Source organism: Pseudomonas neuropathica (genome assembly GCF_015461835.1).
Lineage (GTDB): Bacteria > Pseudomonadota > Gammaproteobacteria > Pseudomonadales > Pseudomonadaceae > Aquipseudomonas > Aquipseudomonas neuropathica.
Window position 1 is genome coordinate 59,619 of the sequence record NZ_JACOPX010000004.1, and the last position, 17,829, is coordinate 77,447.

Below are 17,829 nucleotides of genomic sequence, written 5' to 3' on the forward strand. Positions count from 1 at the left end.
TTACTTCCTTGTAATAACAGAGCGTGAAAGATAGCTACTGAGAAACTTAAGCATTTCAGGCGATTCGCGTAATGACGATAGACCGAGACTTACCCGACCGTGCCCGCCGGAAAAGTCAAAGCTGTGTAACTCCACGGTGCAAAAAAAATTCAAACTTCCAAAATCCAGGTTTTCCAATTCGGCCCTGCTGAGCTTTGCCAATTTCTCGTCAGTCAGTTCTTCCTCAGCAGCCGGGCGAATCAAGCCGTTACAGCTTATCAATCGAGGGGTGCCATCACGCCGCGGCCAGTCCGCAATGACAAACTTGCGAACGGAAGCCTCATTCTTGAAATGCGGCGGAGGTGCATTAAGCCAAAGCTCCAGTCCCGGATAATTTTTTAGCTTTACAATCAACTCATCCGGCCAGTTGACGTGTCGATAGCCCCGCTCATGGGGCTCGGTAGTCTCTTTTTTTGTATAAAGCCCGGCGTTCACTTTATAAAGACGCCAATTTTCAGGAGTCGGCTTTACACTCTGATCGTGGTACGACCGTATATCCGTCCCGGTCCACCAGAAATGCCCCTTGAGTGTATTGGCCAGGCACGCTTTCTTATTCGACAATTCAGGCATGCCCACATAAAACTCCGGGACCAGAGTCTTATCCACATAGCTGCCGCCCAGTATGGGCACCTGCTTCATGCTCGCCAGCTTCTTTTGGCAGGCCTCCTGATCCGCGTAATAGATTACCATCGCCGCGGCGACTTCTTCTTCACGGATATAAAAATCCACCACGCAATAACAGGCATAAATAAACAAGCCGTATTTCAACAACTTCTTAAACCATTTAATCAATTGCTTATACGACATCCGGAGCATTTCAAACCTCCCTGCCAAACTGAGGAGCAGGCTGTTTCTTGAGATACCCGGATGTCGCGTTCTCAAACACCTCAAAGTATTGTTTCGTGCCGTACTCCACATTAAATCTGCTCGCCGTCAACTTCGCAGCGCTGCGAAGGCGGTCGTACTCACCAGCGGATTCAAGAACCCTGGCAATACGTTTGGCAATAGCGTGATGATCGAAGAAGTCCACCAGCAACCCATTGTGACCATCAACGATCACCTCCCTTACCGGAGCCGTATCCGACGCTACTACCACACACTCAGACGCCATCGCCTCCAGTAACGACCACGACAAAACAAACGGATACGTCAAATAAACATGGACTTTCGAACATTCCAGAACTGCCCGGTAAGTCTGGTAAGGAAGCTTCCCTGTGAAATGCACCCTGGAGTCATCGAAACATACCTCTGCCTCCATCCTGCTGCGCCAATTTGCATAGCCAATCGGCTTACACCCATAACTGACGTCATCACCGCCCACTATGATTATCTGCGCATCGGGGCACTCAGCCTGAATATGCGGGATCGCTCGCATAAAACTGTGAAACCCGCGATAAGGCTCAAGATTCCTCGCGACATAAGTAACGATCGGCTGCCCGGTTCTCAGTTCGACGCCATTGGGCAACCTGACGGCCCCCGCTTTCGCCAAGCAAGAACTTTGAATGACGCCCTCGTGAATAACCCGAATGGCCGACTGATAAGCTGCAGGAAACAGACTGCGCTGCCACCGCGTGGGCGCAATGGCAATGTCACATTGCTCAAGATTCAAAAGATGCAGCGAATTGAGCACTCGCAGCCTTGATGACTCTCTTGTTGCTCGCGGGAATTCAGGATCGAACCCGGAATCTGCGCCCTGCGCCCGATAGTAATATTCGCAATAGTGAATAAGCGGCGCGTCAGGATAGACATCCTTGACGAAGAGCGTTTCCCCCCATCCGGGATGAGCGAGAATTACGTCCGGCCGATAACCCGAATGTTTCAGCGGGCTCAGAATTTCAAAAACCTTCTGTCCATCAGTCACCGCTTGTTCGTAACGGGTCAGGTAGGGGTGAATACCGCCCGGTGCTCGGCTGGCAGCGCGGTATCGATATATTTTCACCCCTGCGATACCCGGCGCCGTATCCCGACCTATCGCTAAAACCTCATAACGCCTGTCAATCGCCGCCAGCACCACATGACGGAACTGGCCCGGAAAGTTTTGGTGAATCACAAGAAGCTTCATAGCGGCATCGTCCTTTTATTCGCCGCTGTTGAACTGAGTTTTGCTCACCTCGATCGGCACGAACAGACGCTAACAAATGCAAGGAAATGAAACTGTAGGAAGCGTCTGGGAATGCCCTAGGAGATGGCTATGGGACGACTTTTCGACGGGCACAAAAAAGCGGCGCTAATTGCGCCGCTTTCATTTGCGTGGATCTACCAGCGGTTGCCACGTCCGTTGTGGTCGCCGCGTCCACTGTGTCGGTCGTAGTTGCCGCGACCGCGGTGATCGTTATCCCAGCCGCCACGACGGTGGCCATCCCAACGCCCACGATCATTGTCGTGCCAGCGGCGGCTTTCGTAATAACGTGGAGCCGGTTGGTAGTAACGCGGCGCCGATTGGTAATAGCGCGGTTGCTGGTAATACCGCGGGGCTGGTTGATAGTAGCGAGGCTGCGCGTAATACGTGCTGCCACCGTTGTAATACGTGCCGCCCGTGTTGTAGTAGGCCGGTGCGGGTGATGTGTAGACCTCTGAACTGTAATACGAGTCCGCGTAGGAGTACGGGACGCAACCGGCAACGGAAAACATCATCGCAGCAAGTAGAAGAATTCGTCTATACATGGCGGCCTCCTGGACCGCGGGTTGGCCACACCAGCGACGCTGGCAGGCGACAGTCATTTAATCGGTGACTGTCGAAAAATCAGACAGCGTTTTCGGCATCTGGTGCGTTCCTGCAACAAGTTGAAACAAGTGATTGATGAAATCCTGTTCATTTGGAAAACGCTGTCATTCAGCCGCTGATCAATGGTGACCACCGTGATATCCGCCGCCGTGATAACCCCGTCCGTAACCGCCTCGATAGCCGTAGCCACCGTGGTAATAACGCGCGCCGCCGTAGTAGCGCGGGCCGTAATAACCACCGTAGTAATAAGGCGAGTAGTAACCGGGATAGTAGTAGGTAGACGGATACGCATCGTAGGGACCGGCGTAGTAGTAACAACCGGACAGACCCAAACCGAGCACCGCTCCCAGCAGCGCCCTTCGCAACGTTTTCTGAATAAGCATGGCGGCCTCCTGAAAGACCCGCGACAGCAGTCGGCACAGACCGGCTGACACCTGTTTTGACTGGCAAAGCCATGCCGAGTGCCGACACCTAAAAATCATCGGATCAGCGGCAAACACGCTGCATCACGGTGCAGCCGCGCACCAACAAAAAGCGCCGAACCAGACCTGTAATCCTCCCGCGCCTATCCGCCCCCCGTGCCAGAGCGCCTGACGCAACTTGGCACGCGTCTCGCTTTAGCAAATCCGTGCAGGAGTCATCACAGGTTCGCGGCACCACAATTTGCAATGGCTGACTAGGGTTCCGGCTCGCAATCGCGAGTGGCTGGTCCGAGAGTTGGCGACCTCCAGTTGAGGTTACACGGCGGGACAAAAGCCCGGGAGACAAGCCACCGTTCGCGGTGCCGCGTTGCCTTCCTGTCCGCCCTTGATCAACTGGAGAATCCACCATGACCCGACTACGTTTGCCCGCCCTGCTCGCCGCTGCGTTCGCCGCGCTCATCAGCACGCAATCCCCCGCCGCCCAGAAAGACCATTTCAGCGTCTGCTGGACGATTTACGCCGGCTGGATGCCCTGGGAATACGCCGGCAGCCAAGGCATCGTCGACAAATGGGCGAAGAAGTACGGGATCAAGATCGACGTCGTACAGCTCAACGATTACGTCGAATCGATCAACCAGTACACCGCCGGCCAGTTCGACGGCTGCACCATGACCAACATGGACGCACTGACCATTCCAGCGGCGGGCGGCGTCGACAGTACTGCGCTGATCGTCAGCGACTTCTCCAACGGCAACGACGGCATTGTCCTCAAGGGCGAGGGCAAGACAGTCGCCGACCTCAAGGGCATGGACGTCAATCTGGTCGAACTGTCGGTCTCGCACTACCTGCTGGCTCGCGCGCTGGACTCGGTCGATCTGACCGAAAAAGACCTGAAAGTGGTCAACACTTCCGACGCCGATATCTCCGCCGCTTTCAACACCGAACAGGTCAACGCCGTCACTACCTGGAACCCGATGCTCTCGGACATCAAGGCCAAACCGGGGGTGACCGAAGTGTTCAATTCCAGTCAGATTCCCGGCGAGATCATGGACATGATGGTGGTCAACAGCGCCACCCTCAAAGACAACCCGGCGCTGGGCAAAGCACTGACCGGCGCGTGGTTCGAAGTGGTCGAGCTGATGAACGCCAAGAACGCCGCGAGCAAGACTGCGCTGGAGCACATGGCCAAGGCCTCGGGCACCGATCTGGCCGGATTCCAGGCGCAACTCGACACCACCAGACTGTTCGCCTCACCAAGCGAAGCACTGAACTTCGCCACCAGCAAGCAACTGCCGGAAACCATGCGCAAGGTCGCCGAGTTCTCCTTCCAGCACGGCTTGCTCGGCGAAGGCGCGAAAGACACCAGCGCGGTCGGCATGGCTTTCGCCAACGGCGTGACCAGTGGCGACACCGGCAACCTCAAGCTGCGTTTCGATCCGACCTACGTGCAGATGGCCGCCGACGCCAAGCTGTAAGCCACGGAGGATTTGGCCATGCGCCTGATCAATCGCCACCCGGATCGCCCGAGTCGCCTGTTGCTGGTGATCCTGCCTTTCGCCCTGCTGCTGTTCGCCTACTTCATGGGCTCGGCCGAGCGCCTGGCGGACAACCCCAACGACAAACTGCTGCCGAGCGCCGTACAGATGACCGACGCGGTCAAACGCCTGGCCTTCAATGCCGACAGTCGCACCGGTGATTACCTGTTGTGGCAGGACACGGCTTCCAGCCTGCGGCGTCTGGCCATCGGCCTCGGCATCGCCGCGCTGGCCGGGCTGTGCCTGGGCATCGCCGCCGGCACGCTGCCGCTGTTCGGTGCGCCGTTGTCGCCGCTGCTGACGGTGCTGTCGATGGTGCCACCGCTGGCGATCCTGCCAATTCTGTTCATCGTGTTCGGTCTGGGCGAGTTGTCGAAGGTCATGCTGATCGTAATCGGCATCACCCCGGCGCTCGCTCGCGACCTTGAACAGCGTGCGCGGGAAATCCCCGTCGAACTGCTGATCAAGGCGCAGACCCTCGGTGCCTCGACCTGGACACTGATGCTGCGCGTAGTGCTGCCGCAACTGCTGCCACGCTTGCTGATCTCGTTGCGATTGATGCTCGGTTCGGCGTGGCTGTTCCTGATTGCCGCCGAAGCGATCGCTTCCACCGACGGCCTCGGCTACCGGATTTTTCTGGTCCGGCGTTATCTGGCGATGGACGTGATCCTGCCGTACGTGGTGTGGATCACCCTCCTCGCCTGGCTGATGGATTGGGGCCTGAAATACCTGACCCGTCGCGCCTTCCCTTGGTATGAGGGGGCGGCCAAATGAGCTTCATCACCGTGAAAAACGTCTGGCAGCAATACGCCGACCAGGTGGTGCTGAAAGGCCTGAGCCTGAGCGTCAACGAAGGTGAATTCTGCACCTTGGTCGGCGCGTCCGGTTGCGGCAAATCGACCTTCCTGCGTCTGCTGCTCGGCCAGGAAACGGCGAGTCGCGGCGAGATTCTGCTCGACGGCCAAGCGCTCGCCAGCGAGCCGGATGCCAGCCGTGGCGTGGTGTTCCAGCGCTACTCGGTGTTCCCGCATTTGAGCGTGCTCGACAACGTCGCCCTCGGCCTCGAACTGCCGCGTGCGCCGCTGATCGGCCGGCTGTTCGGCAGCGCCAAACGTGAAGCTCGCGAACAAGCGGCAGCATTGCTGAATAAAGTTGGCCTCGGCCATGCGCTGGACAAGTACCCGGCGCAGCTGTCCGGCGGCATGCAGCAACGGCTGGCGATTGCCCAGGCACTGATCATGAAACCGCGCGTGTTGCTGCTCGACGAACCGTTCGGCGCGCTCGATCCGGGCATCCGCAAAGACATGCACGCCTTGCTGCTGGAGCTGTGGCGCGAAACCAGACTGACGGTGTTCATGGTCACCCATGACCTGTCCGAAGGCTTCAGTCTCGGCACGCGTCTGCTGGTGTTCGACAAGGTTCGCCTCGACCCGCACGCCCCCGGCGCCTATGGCGCGCGCATCACCTACGACATCCCTTTGAACAGCGACCGCCGCGCCCAACGCGCCGCCGTCGACGCCCTGCCGTTGCCACTGGCAGGCGCCCTTCGCACCGCTTGAGAGGACTGCTCCGATGAATAAGCCGATGACTGATTCGACCCAACTGTTCCCACCCTTCGCCGAAGAAATGCTTCCCGGCGGCGGCCATCGCTCTTTCGTGTTGAAGCGCGGTCAATTGCTGCGCCTGACCGACCTGCGCGGCGGCGCCAACGTCAGCCTGACCCTGCTCAACGCCAATGAAAAAACCGAACGGCTGAACCTGCCCGACAGCCTCAAATGCCAACACACCGCCAAGCTCACCAGCGGCCATTGCCTGTACTCGGACATGGGCCGTGTCCTCGCCGCGATCACCGCCGACACCTGCGGCTGGAGTGACAGCCTCGGTGGCGTGCTCTGCGCCGAAGAAGTCGCGCAGAAGTACGGTCAGGGCCGCTATCAGGAACTGCGCAACGGCTTCTTCCGCAACGGCACCGACAACCTGCTGGTGGAACTCGGCAAGTGGGGCCTGGGCCTCTCCGACCTGTTGATGACGCTCAATCTGTTCAGTCGCGTCAACGTCGACGAGGCCGGGCGTTTCCACTTCGTCGAAGGCAATTCCAAGGTCGGCGATTACATCGAACTGTACGCGCCGATGGACACGGTGGTGGTGCTCACTGCGCTGCAGCACCCGATGGATCCGACGCCGGAATACGCACCGAAACCACTGAAGCTGAGCTGGATGAACGCCGACGCCAGCGTCGCCGAACACTGCCGCACCTCGCGCCCGGAAAATGAGCGCGGCTTTATCAACACCGACCGTTTGTTCGCCTGAGGATCGCTGCCATGTCAGTTGCTATCGCCACTTCGCAAAACCAACCCGATGCAGCGGTGTACCGCGCCACGATCCCGGCCGGTGAACCCTGGCTGATGGAGGTCAAGGCCGGCCAGACCCTGCGCATCCTCGATCTGGAGGGAAATCAGGCAATCGATACCTTGTTCTACAGCCTTGCCAATCCCAAGGAGCGCTACGACGTGCAGCGCACCTTGCGTCGGCAGAACAGCGTCTACCTGAGCACCGGCAGCGTGCTGTATTCCAACCTCGGCCAACCGATGCTGACCATTGTCGCCGACACTTGCGGACGCCACGACACCCTCGGCGGCGCGTGCGCGCAGGAGAGCAACACCGTGCGCTACGCCCTGGAAAAACGCTACATGCACAGCTGCCGCGACAACTACCTGCGCGCCTGCGCCCATGACGGGCGACTGGGCAAAAGCGACATCGGGCCGAACATCAATTTCTTCATGAATGTGCCGGTGACGGCGGATGGCGGGCTGACCTTCGAGGACGGGATTTCGGCGCCGGGCAAGTACGTCGATTTGCGTGCGGAGATGGACGTGATCGTGCTGATTTCCAACTGCCCGCAGTTGAACAACCCGTGCAACGCCTATAACCCGACACCTGCGGAGCTGCTGGTATGGAACTGACTATCCGCCGTTTACGCCGTTGGCTTTTCGCACTGTGCCAGGCGCGTTCCGGGCAGTGCCTGAAAAAGTGAAACCACCACTAATCCCATTGCAGGAGTGAGCCTGCTCGCGATCGCGGTGTGTCAGACACATCAGGTTTGACTGATCCGACGCTATCGCGAGCAGGCTCACTCCTACAGGGGCTCGGTGGTGATCTGAAGTGTTTTTTTTCATCCGGGACGGCCCGGATGTCTGTCGAAAAACGGCGGGACGGCCCGCTTCCCCTTCAGGGGTTATGCCATGTTCGAAAAAGTCCTCATCGCCAACCGTGGCGCCATCGCCTGCCGCATCCTGCGCACCCTTGCTTCACTGCAGATCAAAGGCGTGGCGGTGTATTCCGAAGCCGACGCCGCCAGCCTGCACATTCTGCACGCCGATGAAGCGCACAGCCTCGGTGAAGGCGCCGCTGCCGGCACGTATCTGGCGGTCGACAAAATTCTCGCCATCGCCAAGCAAAGCGGCGCCACGGCGATCCATCCCGGTTACGGGTTTCTCTCGGAGAACGCCGCGTTCGCCGAAGCCTGCGCAGCGCACAACATCGCTTTCATCGGCCCGACGCCGGAACAACTGCGCGTATTCGGCCTCAAGCACACCGCCCGCGCGCTGGCCAAACAGCACGGCGTGCCCATGCTCGAAGGCACCGAACTGCTCGACAGCCTCGACGCCGCGCTGATTGCCGGCGAACAGGTCGGCTACCCGGTGATGCTGAAGAGCACCGCCGGCGGTGGCGGCATCGGCATGCGCGTGTGCCGCAGCGCCAGCGAATTGAGCGAATCCTTCGAAGCGGTAAAACGTCTCGGCCAGAACAACTTTAGCGACGCTGGCGTGTTCATCGAGAAGTACATCCAGCGCGCCCGCCATCTGGAGGTTCAGGTGTTCGGTGACGGTCGCGGTGAAGTCATCGCCCTGGGCGTGCGCGACTGCTCGGTGCAGCGGCGCAATCAGAAAGTCCTCGAAGAAACCCCGGCGCCGAACCTGCCGGAGGGCATGGCCGAAGCGTTGTGCGCAGCGGCGATCAAGCTGGCGAAAGCAGTGAACTATCGCAGCGCCGGAACCGTGGAATTCGTCTTCGACAGCGAGGCGCAGCGCTTTTACTTTCTCGAAGTGAACACGCGTTTGCAGGTCGAGCATGGGGTCACCGAACAGGTCTGGGGTGTCGATCTGGTGCGCTGGATGGTTGAGCTGGCGGCGGGTGAGCTGCCGCCGCTGAGCGAGTTGTATCGCCATTTGAAACCTGAAGGCCATGCGATTCAGGCGCGCTTGTATGCGGAAGATCCGGGGCGCGATTTCCAGCCGAGCCCGGGCTTGCTGACGGCAGTGGAATTCCCGCCGGCCAACGGCATTCAACTGCGCATCGATACCTGGGTCGAGGCCGGTTGCGAGATCCCGCCGTACTTCGATCCGATGGTCGCCAAGGTCATCACCTGGGCGCCGACCCGCGAACAGGCGCGCGCCGAGCTGCATAAAGCGCTGGGCGAAAGTCTGTTGTACGGTGTGGAAACCAACCGTGATTACCTGCGGCAGATTTTGCTCGACACGCCATTCGCCAGCGGTGAGCCGTGGACCCGTTGTCTGGAAGGTCTGGTGTATCGCGCCAACACTTTCGAAGTGCTCAGCGCCGGCACGCAAACCAGCGTGCAGGACTATCCCGGCCGCCTCGGTTACTGGGCGGTCGGTGTGCCGCCATCGGGGCCGATGGACAGCCGTGCATTGCGTCTGGGTAATCGTCTGCTCGGCAATCCTGAAGGCGCGGCGGCGCTGGAAATCACCATGAGCGGACCTTTGCTGCGCTTCAATTGTGTGGCGGTGGTCGCGGTGACGGGGGCGCCGATTGGCCTGACGCTTGAGGGGGAAAGCGTGCCGATGAACACCACGTTGCTGATCCCCGCTGGCGCGACGTTGCATCTGGGCAGCATCAGCGGCGCCGGGGCACGCAGTTATCTGTGTCTGCGCGGTGGCTTGCAGGTGCCGGATTACCTGGGCAGCAAAAGTACTTTCACTCTGGGTCAGTTTGGTGGGCACGGTGGTCGGGCGTTGCGTGCCGGGGATGTGTTGCATATCGCTGCGCTGAAGGACCGCAGTGCTGGTCAGCAACTGACCGAACAGCACATCACCGCGTTGCCGGCGGTGCGGCAGATCCGCGTGATCTACGGCCCGCACGCGGCACCGGAATACTTCACCGAAAACTACATCAGCAGTTTTTTTCAAACTCAGTGGGAAGTGCATTTCAACTCCAGCCGCACCGGTGTCCGGCTGATCGGGCCGAAGCCGGAATGGGTGCGGGCCGACGGTGGCGAGGCGGGGTTGCATCCGTCGAACATTCACGACAATCCGTATGCCATCGGCGCGGTGGATTTCACCGGTGACATGCCGGTGATCCTTGGCCCGGATGGTCCGAGCCTTGGCGGTTTTGTCTGCCCGGTGACGGTGATCGAAGCGGATCTGTGGCAACTGGGGCAGCTCAAGGCGGGCGATAAAATCCAGTTCATCCCCGTCGACCTCAAGACCGCCCGCGATCTCGCCCTGAAATGGGATCAATGTAGGAGTGAGCCTGCTCGCGATGAAGTTGATGCGGTGCCTGAATTGGCCTCATCGCGAGCAGGCTCACTCCTACACGGGCTTTTGTCGCCTGTGGTGTTGGCATTGGGTCAGGGCGATGTGCAGCTTGTTGCGCGAGTTTCCGGCGACACTCATTTACTCCTGGAAATCGGCGAGCCTGAACTCAATCTTGTTCTGCGCTTCCGCGCCCACGCTCTGATGCAAGCACTGGAAAGCAAAACCCTGCACGGCGTGATCGACCTCACCCCCGGCATTCGCTCGCTGCAAATCCACTACCAGCCCGAGCAACTGCCGCTGGCCGATCTGCTCGGCATCATCGCTGGCGAGTGGGACGCGGTGTGTGCCGCCAGCGACCTGCAAGTACCGTCACGCATCGTGCATTTGCCGCTGTCCTGGGACGACCCGGCTTGCCAGTTGGCCATCGAGAAATACATGACCACCGTGCGCAAGGACGCGCCGTGGTGCCCGAGCAATCTGGAGTTCATCCGCCGCATCAACGACCTGCCGAATCTCGATGAAGTACAACGCACGGTGTTCGATGCCAGCTATCTGGTGATGGGTCTTGGCGATGTTTACCTCGGTGCTCCGGTAGCCACGCCGCTGGATCCGCGCCATCGTTTGGTGACGACCAAATACAACCCGGCACGCACCTGGACCGCTGAAAACTCGGTGGGCATCGGCGGCGCCTACATGTGCGTGTACGGCATGGAAGGCCCCGGCGGTTATCAGTTTGTCGGGCGCACTCTGCAGATGTGGAATCGCTACCGCGAAGTCGCTGCGTTCGACGGCAAACCGTGGCTGCTGCGCTTCTTCGATCAGATTCGTTTCTACCCGGTCAGCGCCGAAGAACTGCTGCGCCTCCGCCGCGATTTTCCGCTGGGGCGCTTCGATCTCAACATCGAACACAGCCAGCTCAACCTCGCCGATTATCAGGCATTTCTCAGCCGCGAAGCCGAAGGCATCAGCGCCTTTCGTGCCCAACAACAGGGTGCCTTCAATGCCGAGCGCGAACGCTGGATCGCCAGCGGTCAGGCGCATTTCGACAGCGAAGAAGCCGTGCCGGAATCGACCGAGGATGCGCCACTGGCCGACGGTGAACACAGCGTCGACAGCCACATTGCCGGCAACCTCTGGCAAGTGCAGGTCGAGGCCGGCAGCCGTGTCGCGGCGGGCGATGTGCTGGTGATACTCGAGTCGATGAAGATGGAGATCCCGGTACTCGCGCCGCTGGCCGGGGTGGTGCGCGAGATTCGCGTGCAACCCGGTTCGGCGGTGCGCGCCGGACAACGCGTCGTGGTGCTGGCACTCGACTGAAGCCAATTGGATAAGGATCAACTGATGAATCTGCAACTCGATGTTCTGCGCCAGGCCTATCGCAATGGCGACACCACTCCGCGTCAACTGCTGCTGAAATTGCGCGAAAAGGCCGCCGCGCTGAACCCGGATTATCACCTGTTCATTCATCTGCTCAGCGCCGCCGAACTGGAGCCGTATCTCGCCGCCCTCGACGGTCGTGACCTCGACAACCTGCCGCTGTACGGCGTGCCGTTTGCGATCAAGGACAACATTGATCTGGCGGGTATTCCCACCACCGCTGCCTGCCCGGATTTTGCTTATGTGCCGGAACACTCGGCGACCATCGTCGAGCAGTTGATCGCCTTGGGGGCGATTCCGCTGGGCAAGACCAATCTTGATCAATTTGCCACGGGCCTCAACGGCAGCCGCTCGCCTTATGGCGCATGCCCGAACAGTGTGCTGACGGAATATCCGTCCGGCGGTTCCAGCGCCGGTTCGTCGCTGGCGGTGGCATTGGGCGTGGCGAGTTTTGCCTTGGGCACCGACACCGCTGGCTCCGGTCGGGTGCCGGCGGCGCTGAACAATCTGGTCGGGTTGAAGGCGAGCAAAGGGTTGATCTCCACGGCCGGCGTGCTGCCGGCTTGCCGCACGCTGGATTGCGTGACCACGTTCACCGCCACAGCGCGTGAGGCCAGTCAGTTGCTGGCGCTGACTGCCAAACTAGATCCGCGCGACGAATACAGCCGCCGCAATCCATCGTGGAATGACAGTTCGGCGTTTGGTGCGCCACGGGCGTTTCGTTTCGGTGTGCCGCGCGCGCAGGACCTTGAGTTTTTCGGCTGCGTCGAAGGCCCGTTGTTGTTCGGCGATGCCATCGACCGGCTCAAAGCCTTGGGTGGCGAAGCGGTCGAACTGGACCTGTCGCCATTCCTTGAAGCCGCGCGTTTGCTTTACGAAGGGCCGTGGGTCGCCGAGCGCTACAGCGTGGCGGGCGAGTTGATGGAGCAAAATCCCGAGGCCGTTTTGCCGGTGATCCGCGCCGTGCTGGCCAAGGCGCCGGCGGTGACCGGCGTGCAGACCTTCCGTGCGCAGTATCGGCTGCAAGTCCTGAAAGCCCTGTGCGATCAGGCCCTCGAAGGCCTCGACTGCGTGCTCACACCGACTATCGGCCGCCCGGTGACACTGGCCGAACTGCACGCTGAACCGGTGCTGCGCAATTCCGAACTGGGTTACTACACCAACTTCATGAACCTGCTCGACTACGCCGCCGTCGCCGTGCCGAGCGCATTCATGGCCAACGGTTTGCCGTGGGGCGTGACGCTGTTTGGCCGGGCGTTCACCGATCAATACCTGCTGAGCGTGGCCGATGCGCTGCAACGTCAGCTGGATTCCGACCTGCCGACACCGGCGAACGCAGCTCGCCATGATCGCGCACGCATCGTGGTGTGTGGCGCGCATCTGCAAGGGTTGGCGTTGAACTGGCAACTGACCCAGCGGGGTGGGCGCTTGCTGGAAACGACGTTGAGTTCGCCGGACTATCAACTGTATGCGTTGGCCGGCGGCCCACCATTGCGGCCGGGGATGGTGCGAGTCAAGGATGGCGGCGTGGCGATTGCGGTGGAAGTGTGGGAATTGCCGAGCAGTGAATTGGGCTCGTTCCTGACCGGGATTCCGGCGCCGCTGGGATTGGGCAAAGTGCAACTGGCGGACGGACGTTGGGAGAGCGGGTTTATCTGCGAGCCGTATGGTCTGGAGGGTGCGCTGGACATCAGCCATTTGGGGGGATGGCGGGCGTATCTTGAAACTCGGAGCTGATCCAGAAACCAGCCCTCACCCTGGCCCTCTCCCGCAGGGAGAGGGGACTGACCGAGGTGTATTTGAGAGAGTTGCCATTCGGTAATACCGAGCCGAACACAATATTTGAATTCACCACAATTTAGCCCCCTCTCCCTCCGGGAGAGGGTTGGGGTGAGGGAGCGATCCTCCTGACACCCCCTCTGCGTCATATCCCCCGCCATTTCAGGCATAAATCCCGCAGGCTTTTCCCGGCCATCCCACTAGAATGCATGCCATCGGGCCACTGCCAACGGAACCGCCATGCCGCTTCGTTCTCCCCTGTACTCGCAACGCTCGCTGGTCCTGACGCTGATCGCCCTGCTCGGCGCCGGTTTCCTTGCCACGTCGTTGCTCAGCTACTACGCCTCCCGCGAGTCGATCCGCGACAACATCGTCAACACTGAACTGCCGCTGACGTCCGATACGGTGTACTCGGAAATCCAGAAAGATCTGGTCCGGCCGATCCTGATTTCCTCGATGATGTCTCGCGACACCTTCATGCGCGACTGGGTGGTCAACGGCGAGCAGAATCCCGAGCAGATGACCCGCTACCTCGACGAGGTCATGACCCACTACGGCGCCTACACCGCGTTCTTCGTCTCCAACAGCACCCACACCTACTACCACGCCAAAGGCGTGCTCAAGCAGGTCAAGGTCGATGAACCGCGCGACGCCTGGTACTTCCGCGTGCGCGACATGAAGGATCCGTACGAGATCAACGTCGACCCGGATCTGGCCAACAAGGACAACCTGACCTTCTTCATCAACTACAAGGTTTACGACTACCACAACCGCTTTATCGGCGCGGCCGGGGTCGGTCTGACCGTGGACGCGGTGATCAAGCTGATCGACAAGTATCAACAGCGCTATCAACGCAGTGTGTACTTCGTCGATACCTTTGGCCGGTTGGTCCTGACCGGCGCCGAAGGCGGGCCTGAAGGCGCGCACATCGGTCAGAGCCTGAGTGAGCTGGAGAGCATGAAAAGCCTGGTCAGCCAGTTGCCCAAACCGCACAGCGGCAGCTACGAATACTCAGCCCAGGGCCAGGGGCACTTCCTCAACGTACGGTTTATCCCGGAGCTGAACTGGTACCTGTTCGTCGATAAACGCGAAGACGGCGCGCTGAGCGAAATCCGCCAGTCGCTGTATCTGAATCTGCTGATCTGCCTGCTGGTGACGCTGATTGTGTTGGCGCTGCTCAACCGCGTGATCAAACGTTATCAAAGCAAAATCCAGGCGCAGGCCATTCTCGACAGCCTCACCGAACTGCCCAACCGCCGAGGCTTCGATATTCTCGCCGCGCAGGCCCTGCACGAAGCCCGACGCGAAACCAAACCGTTAACCGCGTTGCTGCTCGACCTCGATCACTTCAAGGTGTTGAACGACACCTACGGGCACATGGCCGGCGATCAGGTGCTGATCGGTTTTGCCCGCGATCTGCAAAGTTGCCTGCGCCATGCCGACATTGTCTGCCGCTGGGGCGGTGAGGAATTTATCGTTTTACTGAAGGACACCGACGGCGATACCGGTCAGAAAATTGCCGAAAAGATCCGCCAACACGTCGAACAACAGGAATATGCCTACGACGGCCACAGCCTCAATCTGACGGTAAGCATCGGCGCCACCACCCTGCAACGCGATGACACCTTGCACAGCCTGCTGTCGCGGGCCGATCATGCGATGTACCGAGCCAAACAAACCGGCCGCAACCGCACCTGCGTGGAAATGCCTCACTCGACTTATGCCTGATTCCAACGTTAAACCCGACCACTGCCCGGCCTGCGGCGCCCGCAACGATTGCAGCCTTGCCGACCCGCGCACCGCCGACCGCGAATGCTGGTGCTATGGCGTCAGCATCGACCCGGCCGTGCTTGAAGCGTTGCCGCCAGAGTTGCGTAACCAGTCCTGCCTGTGCCCGCGTTGCGCGCAAGTCGAGGCGCAACTGCAAGCGGCCAAGCGGCCGATCCCGTAAGATGCGCGCCCCTTCATTTACTGAACTCTGAACATGCGTGTCGACCGTTTCCTCAGCAACCTGCCCCGCTACAACCGTCAGCAGGTTCGTCTGTTGCTGGTGGAAAAGCGCGTGCGGGTTGACGGAAAAGTCGTCAGCGATCCGCACAGCGAAGTGCTGGAATTCAGCCGTGTCGAAGTCGATGACGAAGTCCTGCAAAGCGGCAAACCGGCACGCTATTTCATGCTGCACAAACCGCCGGGCTGCGTCAGCGCCACCCGCGATCCGCAACATCCCACCGTGCTCGACCTGATCGATGAGCCGGACAAGGACGACCTGCACATCGCCGGACGTCTGGATTTCAACACCACCGGCCTGATGCTGATCACCAACGACGGCGCGTGGTCGCGACGCCTGACCCAGCCGCAGACCAAACTGCCGAAGGTCTATTACGTCGAGACCGAACAGGAGATTGGCGCGCACTATGCGAGCACCTTTGCCGAAGGGATCTACTTCGCTTTCGAAGACCTGACCACGCAGCCGGCGCAATTGGAGCTCCTTGGGCCACGCTCGGCGCGGCTGAGCATCGTCGAAGGTCGCTACCATCAGGTGAAGCGCATGTTTGGGTTCTTCAACAACAAAGTCCTGCGCCTGCACCGCGAATCCATGGGTCTTCTGCACCTCGATAACGCGCTAAAACCGGGCGAGTACCGCGCTTTGCGCACCGAAGAGATCCATTTGTTCTAAGCCCGCGACCGCTCAGCAGAAGTTGTCGAACAATTTACCAACGGCACTTGCGCGATCCCGACTCCCCTGCTTGAATCAGGACGTCGGCCAGATTGTGACCGATGAGTCACACCATACCTCTAAGAAACTTTTTGCCGGTCGTAAGCCCCAAGGGCTTCGCCTCAGCCGGCAGACTGCCCGCCAATAACAACACCCGTCGACCGCAGTCATGGATCGACATGGGCCAAGCAAATTCCAGGCGTATGCCTACCTGTCACAAAGCTCGTGCAATCTCTATTTGCGCGCATACCCGCTTGCTTGCCAGGAGTCTTATGACATGAGGCCAGAAATCGCTGTGCTGGATATACAGGGTCAGTATCGGGTTTACACGGAGTTCTATCGCGCAGACGCCGCAGAAAAGACCATCATCCTGGTCAACGGCTCGATGGCCACGACTGCGTCGTTTGCACAGACTGTGAAAAACCTGCACCCGCAATTCAACGTGGTCTGCTACGACCAGCCCTACGCGGGCCGGTCAAAAGCCCACAACCGCCACGAGAAACATCTGACGAAGGACGTCGAAGGGCAGATTCTGCTCGAGCTGATTGACCACTTCGCCGCCGAACACGTGCTGTCGTTCTCCTGGGGCGGCGCCGCGACCCTGGTCGCCCTCGCCCACCAGCCACGGCGCATCGAACGGGCGGTGATCAGCTCGTTTTCGCCAGTGATCAACGCGCACATGCTCGACTACCTCGAACGCGGCGTCGACTACCTCGGCCAGCGCGACGGCGACCGCGTCGGCCATCTGGTCAACAACACCATCGGCAAACACCTGCCGTCGTTGTTCAAACGCTTCAACTATCGCCACGTCAGCAGCCTGGCCGAGCACGAATACGGGCAGATGCACTTCCACATCAGCGACGTGCTGCACAGCGATCGGCAGTGCTATCTGAATGCGGCGAAAAAGATCAACGTGCCGGTGCTGTTTTTAAACGGCGAATGGGACGAATACACCGCTGCAGAAGATGCGCGCCTGTTCGGCAACCACGTGGCGCAGAGCACGTTCACCACGCTGCAAGCGACTGGGCATTTTCTCGACATGGAACACAAGGCCGCGTGCCGCGATAGCCAGAATGCCCTGCTCGGCTTTCTGAAACCGGCACAGCAGACCAGCCGAACGCGTTACTCGTTTGTTCAGGATCAACATGCACTGGCTATTTGAAAGAGTGTCGTCGCGAGCGAGGCTGTGGGGTCGGGATTTGGCTTTTCTCACCGCAGCGCTCGCCCGCGATTGACCGTTTGCAGTGATTTAAAGCGTTCATGAGTAAAAGAAAAACTTCAAATCCGTGGCCGAGTCTGGTACAAAGTCAGCCGCTCTGAGCGGGTATAGTTTAATGGTAGAACAGTAGCTTCCCAAGCTTCCGACGAGGGTTCTTATTGGACAGCCCGTTTTGGTGAGTAAAGACTGACGCAAAAAGCGGGTATAGTTTAGTGGTAAAACGAAAGCTTCCCAAGCTTTAGTTGAGGGTTCGATTCCCTCTACCCGCTCCATCTCCCTCCAGTCAAAGCCCCATATTCTTTGTCTTTCAGAGCACTTAAGCCGACGAAAGCGAATTCCTCCCCATGCTGGCTTCACAGCATCCCGTCAAACCGTTTCGGTTAGAAATCTGCCTGCAGTCACTGACCAAAGTGGTGAGTAAAGGGCTGCGACACTGGCACGCAACAAGATCGCACCTTC

15 protein-coding genes, 1 tRNA gene and 1 riboswitch are annotated in these 17,829 nt (G+C 59.6%); of the genes, 12 read left to right on the forward strand and 4 right to left on the reverse strand.

All coding sequences use genetic code 11. The features are described 5' to 3' along the window. The 4 genes from H8F23_RS06045 to H8F23_RS06060 form a co-directional block, all read right to left on the reverse strand. A complete protein-coding gene (locus H8F23_RS06045; RefSeq protein WP_194933737.1) occupies positions 1 to 855 on the reverse strand; it encodes a hypothetical protein in 855 nt (284 codons plus the stop codon). 1 nt (position 856) lies between these two features. Continuing rightward, positions 857 to 2,101, reverse strand: coding sequence for a glycosyltransferase family 4 protein (locus H8F23_RS06050; protein ID WP_194933738.1), 1,245 nt, complete (start codon positions 2,099 to 2,101; stop codon positions 857 to 859). 194 nt (positions 2,102 to 2,295) lie between these two features. Beyond that, positions 2,296 to 2,703, reverse strand: a complete 408-nt coding sequence (locus tag H8F23_RS06055; protein WP_194933739.1) for a hypothetical protein — start codon at positions 2,701 to 2,703, stop codon at positions 2,296 to 2,298. 180 nt (positions 2,704 to 2,883) lie between these two features. Continuing rightward, on the reverse strand, positions 2,884 to 3,147 hold the full coding sequence (locus H8F23_RS06060; RefSeq protein ID WP_194933740.1) for a hypothetical protein: 264 nt from the start codon (positions 3,145 to 3,147) through the stop codon (positions 2,884 to 2,886). Positions 3,148 to 3,429: 282 nt separating this feature from the next. Then, positions 3,430 to 3,530: riboswitch (guanidine-I (ykkC/yxkD leader) on the forward strand. A 63-nt stretch (positions 3,531 to 3,593) separates the two neighbouring features. Here H8F23_RS06060 and H8F23_RS06065 point away from each other — a divergent pair. The 12 genes from H8F23_RS06065 to H8F23_RS06120 all read left to right on the forward strand — a co-directional run bounded on the left by H8F23_RS06065 (position 3,594) and on the right by H8F23_RS06120 (position 17,642). Further along, complete coding sequence (locus tag H8F23_RS06065) at positions 3,594 to 4,661, forward strand: putative urea ABC transporter substrate-binding protein (RefSeq protein WP_194933741.1); 1,068 nt, start codon at positions 3,594 to 3,596, stop codon at positions 4,659 to 4,661. Positions 4,662 to 4,679: 18 nt separating this feature from the next. Beyond that, complete coding sequence (locus tag H8F23_RS06070; RefSeq protein WP_077571513.1) at positions 4,680 to 5,495, forward strand: ABC transporter permease; 816 nt, start codon at positions 4,680 to 4,682, stop codon at positions 5,493 to 5,495. Continuing rightward, entirely contained in the window at positions 5,492 to 6,280 is a 789-nt protein-coding gene (locus H8F23_RS06075) for an ABC transporter ATP-binding protein (protein WP_194933742.1), read from the forward strand. Before H8F23_RS06070 ends, H8F23_RS06075 begins: the two co-directional genes overlap by 4 nt. A 25-nt stretch (positions 6,281 to 6,305) precedes the next feature. After that, positions 6,306 to 7,031, forward strand: a complete 726-nt coding sequence (locus tag H8F23_RS06080) for an urea amidolyase associated protein UAAP1 (RefSeq protein WP_194933943.1) — start codon at positions 6,306 to 6,308, stop codon at positions 7,029 to 7,031. A gap of 11 nt (positions 7,032 to 7,042) precedes the next feature. Further along, positions 7,043 to 7,684: an urea amidolyase associated protein UAAP2 gene (locus H8F23_RS06085; RefSeq protein WP_194933743.1), complete on the forward strand. Its 642-nt coding sequence runs from the start codon at positions 7,043 to 7,045 to the stop codon at positions 7,682 to 7,684. 279 nt (positions 7,685 to 7,963) lie between these two features. Further along, entirely contained in the window at positions 7,964 to 11,596 is a 3,633-nt protein-coding gene (gene uca, locus H8F23_RS06090) for an urea carboxylase (RefSeq protein WP_194933744.1), read from the forward strand. 24 nt (positions 11,597 to 11,620) lie between these two features. After that, positions 11,621 to 13,393 (forward strand): allophanate hydrolase, encoded by a 1,773-nt coding sequence (gene atzF, locus H8F23_RS06095; RefSeq protein WP_194933745.1) that lies wholly within the window; start codon positions 11,621 to 11,623, stop codon positions 13,391 to 13,393. 282 nt (positions 13,394 to 13,675) lie between these two features. Further along, positions 13,676 to 15,163 (forward strand): sensor domain-containing diguanylate cyclase, encoded by a 1,488-nt coding sequence (locus H8F23_RS06100; protein WP_194933746.1) that lies wholly within the window; start codon positions 13,676 to 13,678, stop codon positions 15,161 to 15,163. After that, entirely contained in the window at positions 15,156 to 15,386 is a 231-nt protein-coding gene (locus H8F23_RS06105; protein WP_123376332.1) for a cysteine-rich CWC family protein, read from the forward strand. The genes H8F23_RS06100 and H8F23_RS06105 overlap by 8 nt, the downstream gene beginning before the upstream one ends. A gap of 33 nt (positions 15,387 to 15,419) precedes the next feature. After that, positions 15,420 to 16,112 (forward strand): pseudouridine synthase, encoded by a 693-nt coding sequence (locus tag H8F23_RS06110; protein WP_194933747.1) that lies wholly within the window; start codon positions 15,420 to 15,422, stop codon positions 16,110 to 16,112. Between the two features lie 316 nt (positions 16,113 to 16,428). Continuing rightward, the gene (locus H8F23_RS06115; protein WP_064119706.1) at positions 16,429 to 17,313 is read left to right on the forward strand and encodes an alpha/beta fold hydrolase; all 885 of its coding nucleotides are present in this window, start codon (positions 16,429 to 16,431) and stop codon (positions 17,311 to 17,313) included. Between the two features lie 255 nt (positions 17,314 to 17,568). After that, positions 17,569 to 17,642 (forward strand) — tRNA-Gly (locus tag H8F23_RS06120). Positions 17,643 to 17,829 lie beyond the last annotated feature (187 nt).

Coding starts and splice junctions, on each gene's coding strand:
- H8F23_RS06045 (WP_194933737.1), bottom strand. CDS start 855: ATGCTCCGGATGTCGTATAAGCAATTGATTAAATGGTTTAAGAAGTTG.
- H8F23_RS06050 (WP_194933738.1), bottom strand. CDS start 2,101: ATGAAGCTTCTTGTGATTCACCAAAACTTTCCGGGCCAGTTCCGTCAT.
- H8F23_RS06055 (WP_194933739.1), bottom strand. CDS start 2,703: ATGTATAGACGAATTCTTCTACTTGCTGCGATGATGTTTTCCGTTGCC.
- H8F23_RS06060 (WP_194933740.1), bottom strand. CDS start 3,147: ATGCTTATTCAGAAAACGTTGCGAAGGGCGCTGCTGGGAGCGGTGCTC.
- H8F23_RS06065 (WP_194933741.1), top strand. CDS start 3,594: ATGACCCGACTACGTTTGCCCGCCCTGCTCGCCGCTGCGTTCGCCGCG.
- H8F23_RS06070 (WP_077571513.1), top strand. CDS start 4,680: ATGCGCCTGATCAATCGCCACCCGGATCGCCCGAGTCGCCTGTTGCTG.
- H8F23_RS06075 (WP_194933742.1), top strand. CDS start 5,492: ATGAGCTTCATCACCGTGAAAAACGTCTGGCAGCAATACGCCGACCAG.
- H8F23_RS06080 (WP_194933943.1), top strand. CDS start 6,306: ATGACTGATTCGACCCAACTGTTCCCACCCTTCGCCGAAGAAATGCTT.
- H8F23_RS06085 (WP_194933743.1), top strand. CDS start 7,043: ATGTCAGTTGCTATCGCCACTTCGCAAAACCAACCCGATGCAGCGGTG.
- uca (WP_194933744.1), top strand. CDS start 7,964: ATGTTCGAAAAAGTCCTCATCGCCAACCGTGGCGCCATCGCCTGCCGC.
- atzF (WP_194933745.1), top strand. CDS start 11,621: ATGAATCTGCAACTCGATGTTCTGCGCCAGGCCTATCGCAATGGCGAC.
- H8F23_RS06100 (WP_194933746.1), top strand. CDS start 13,676: ATGCCGCTTCGTTCTCCCCTGTACTCGCAACGCTCGCTGGTCCTGACG.
- H8F23_RS06105 (WP_123376332.1), top strand. CDS start 15,156: ATGCCTGATTCCAACGTTAAACCCGACCACTGCCCGGCCTGCGGCGCC.
- H8F23_RS06110 (WP_194933747.1), top strand. CDS start 15,420: ATGCGTGTCGACCGTTTCCTCAGCAACCTGCCCCGCTACAACCGTCAG.
- H8F23_RS06115 (WP_064119706.1), top strand. CDS start 16,429: ATGAGGCCAGAAATCGCTGTGCTGGATATACAGGGTCAGTATCGGGTT.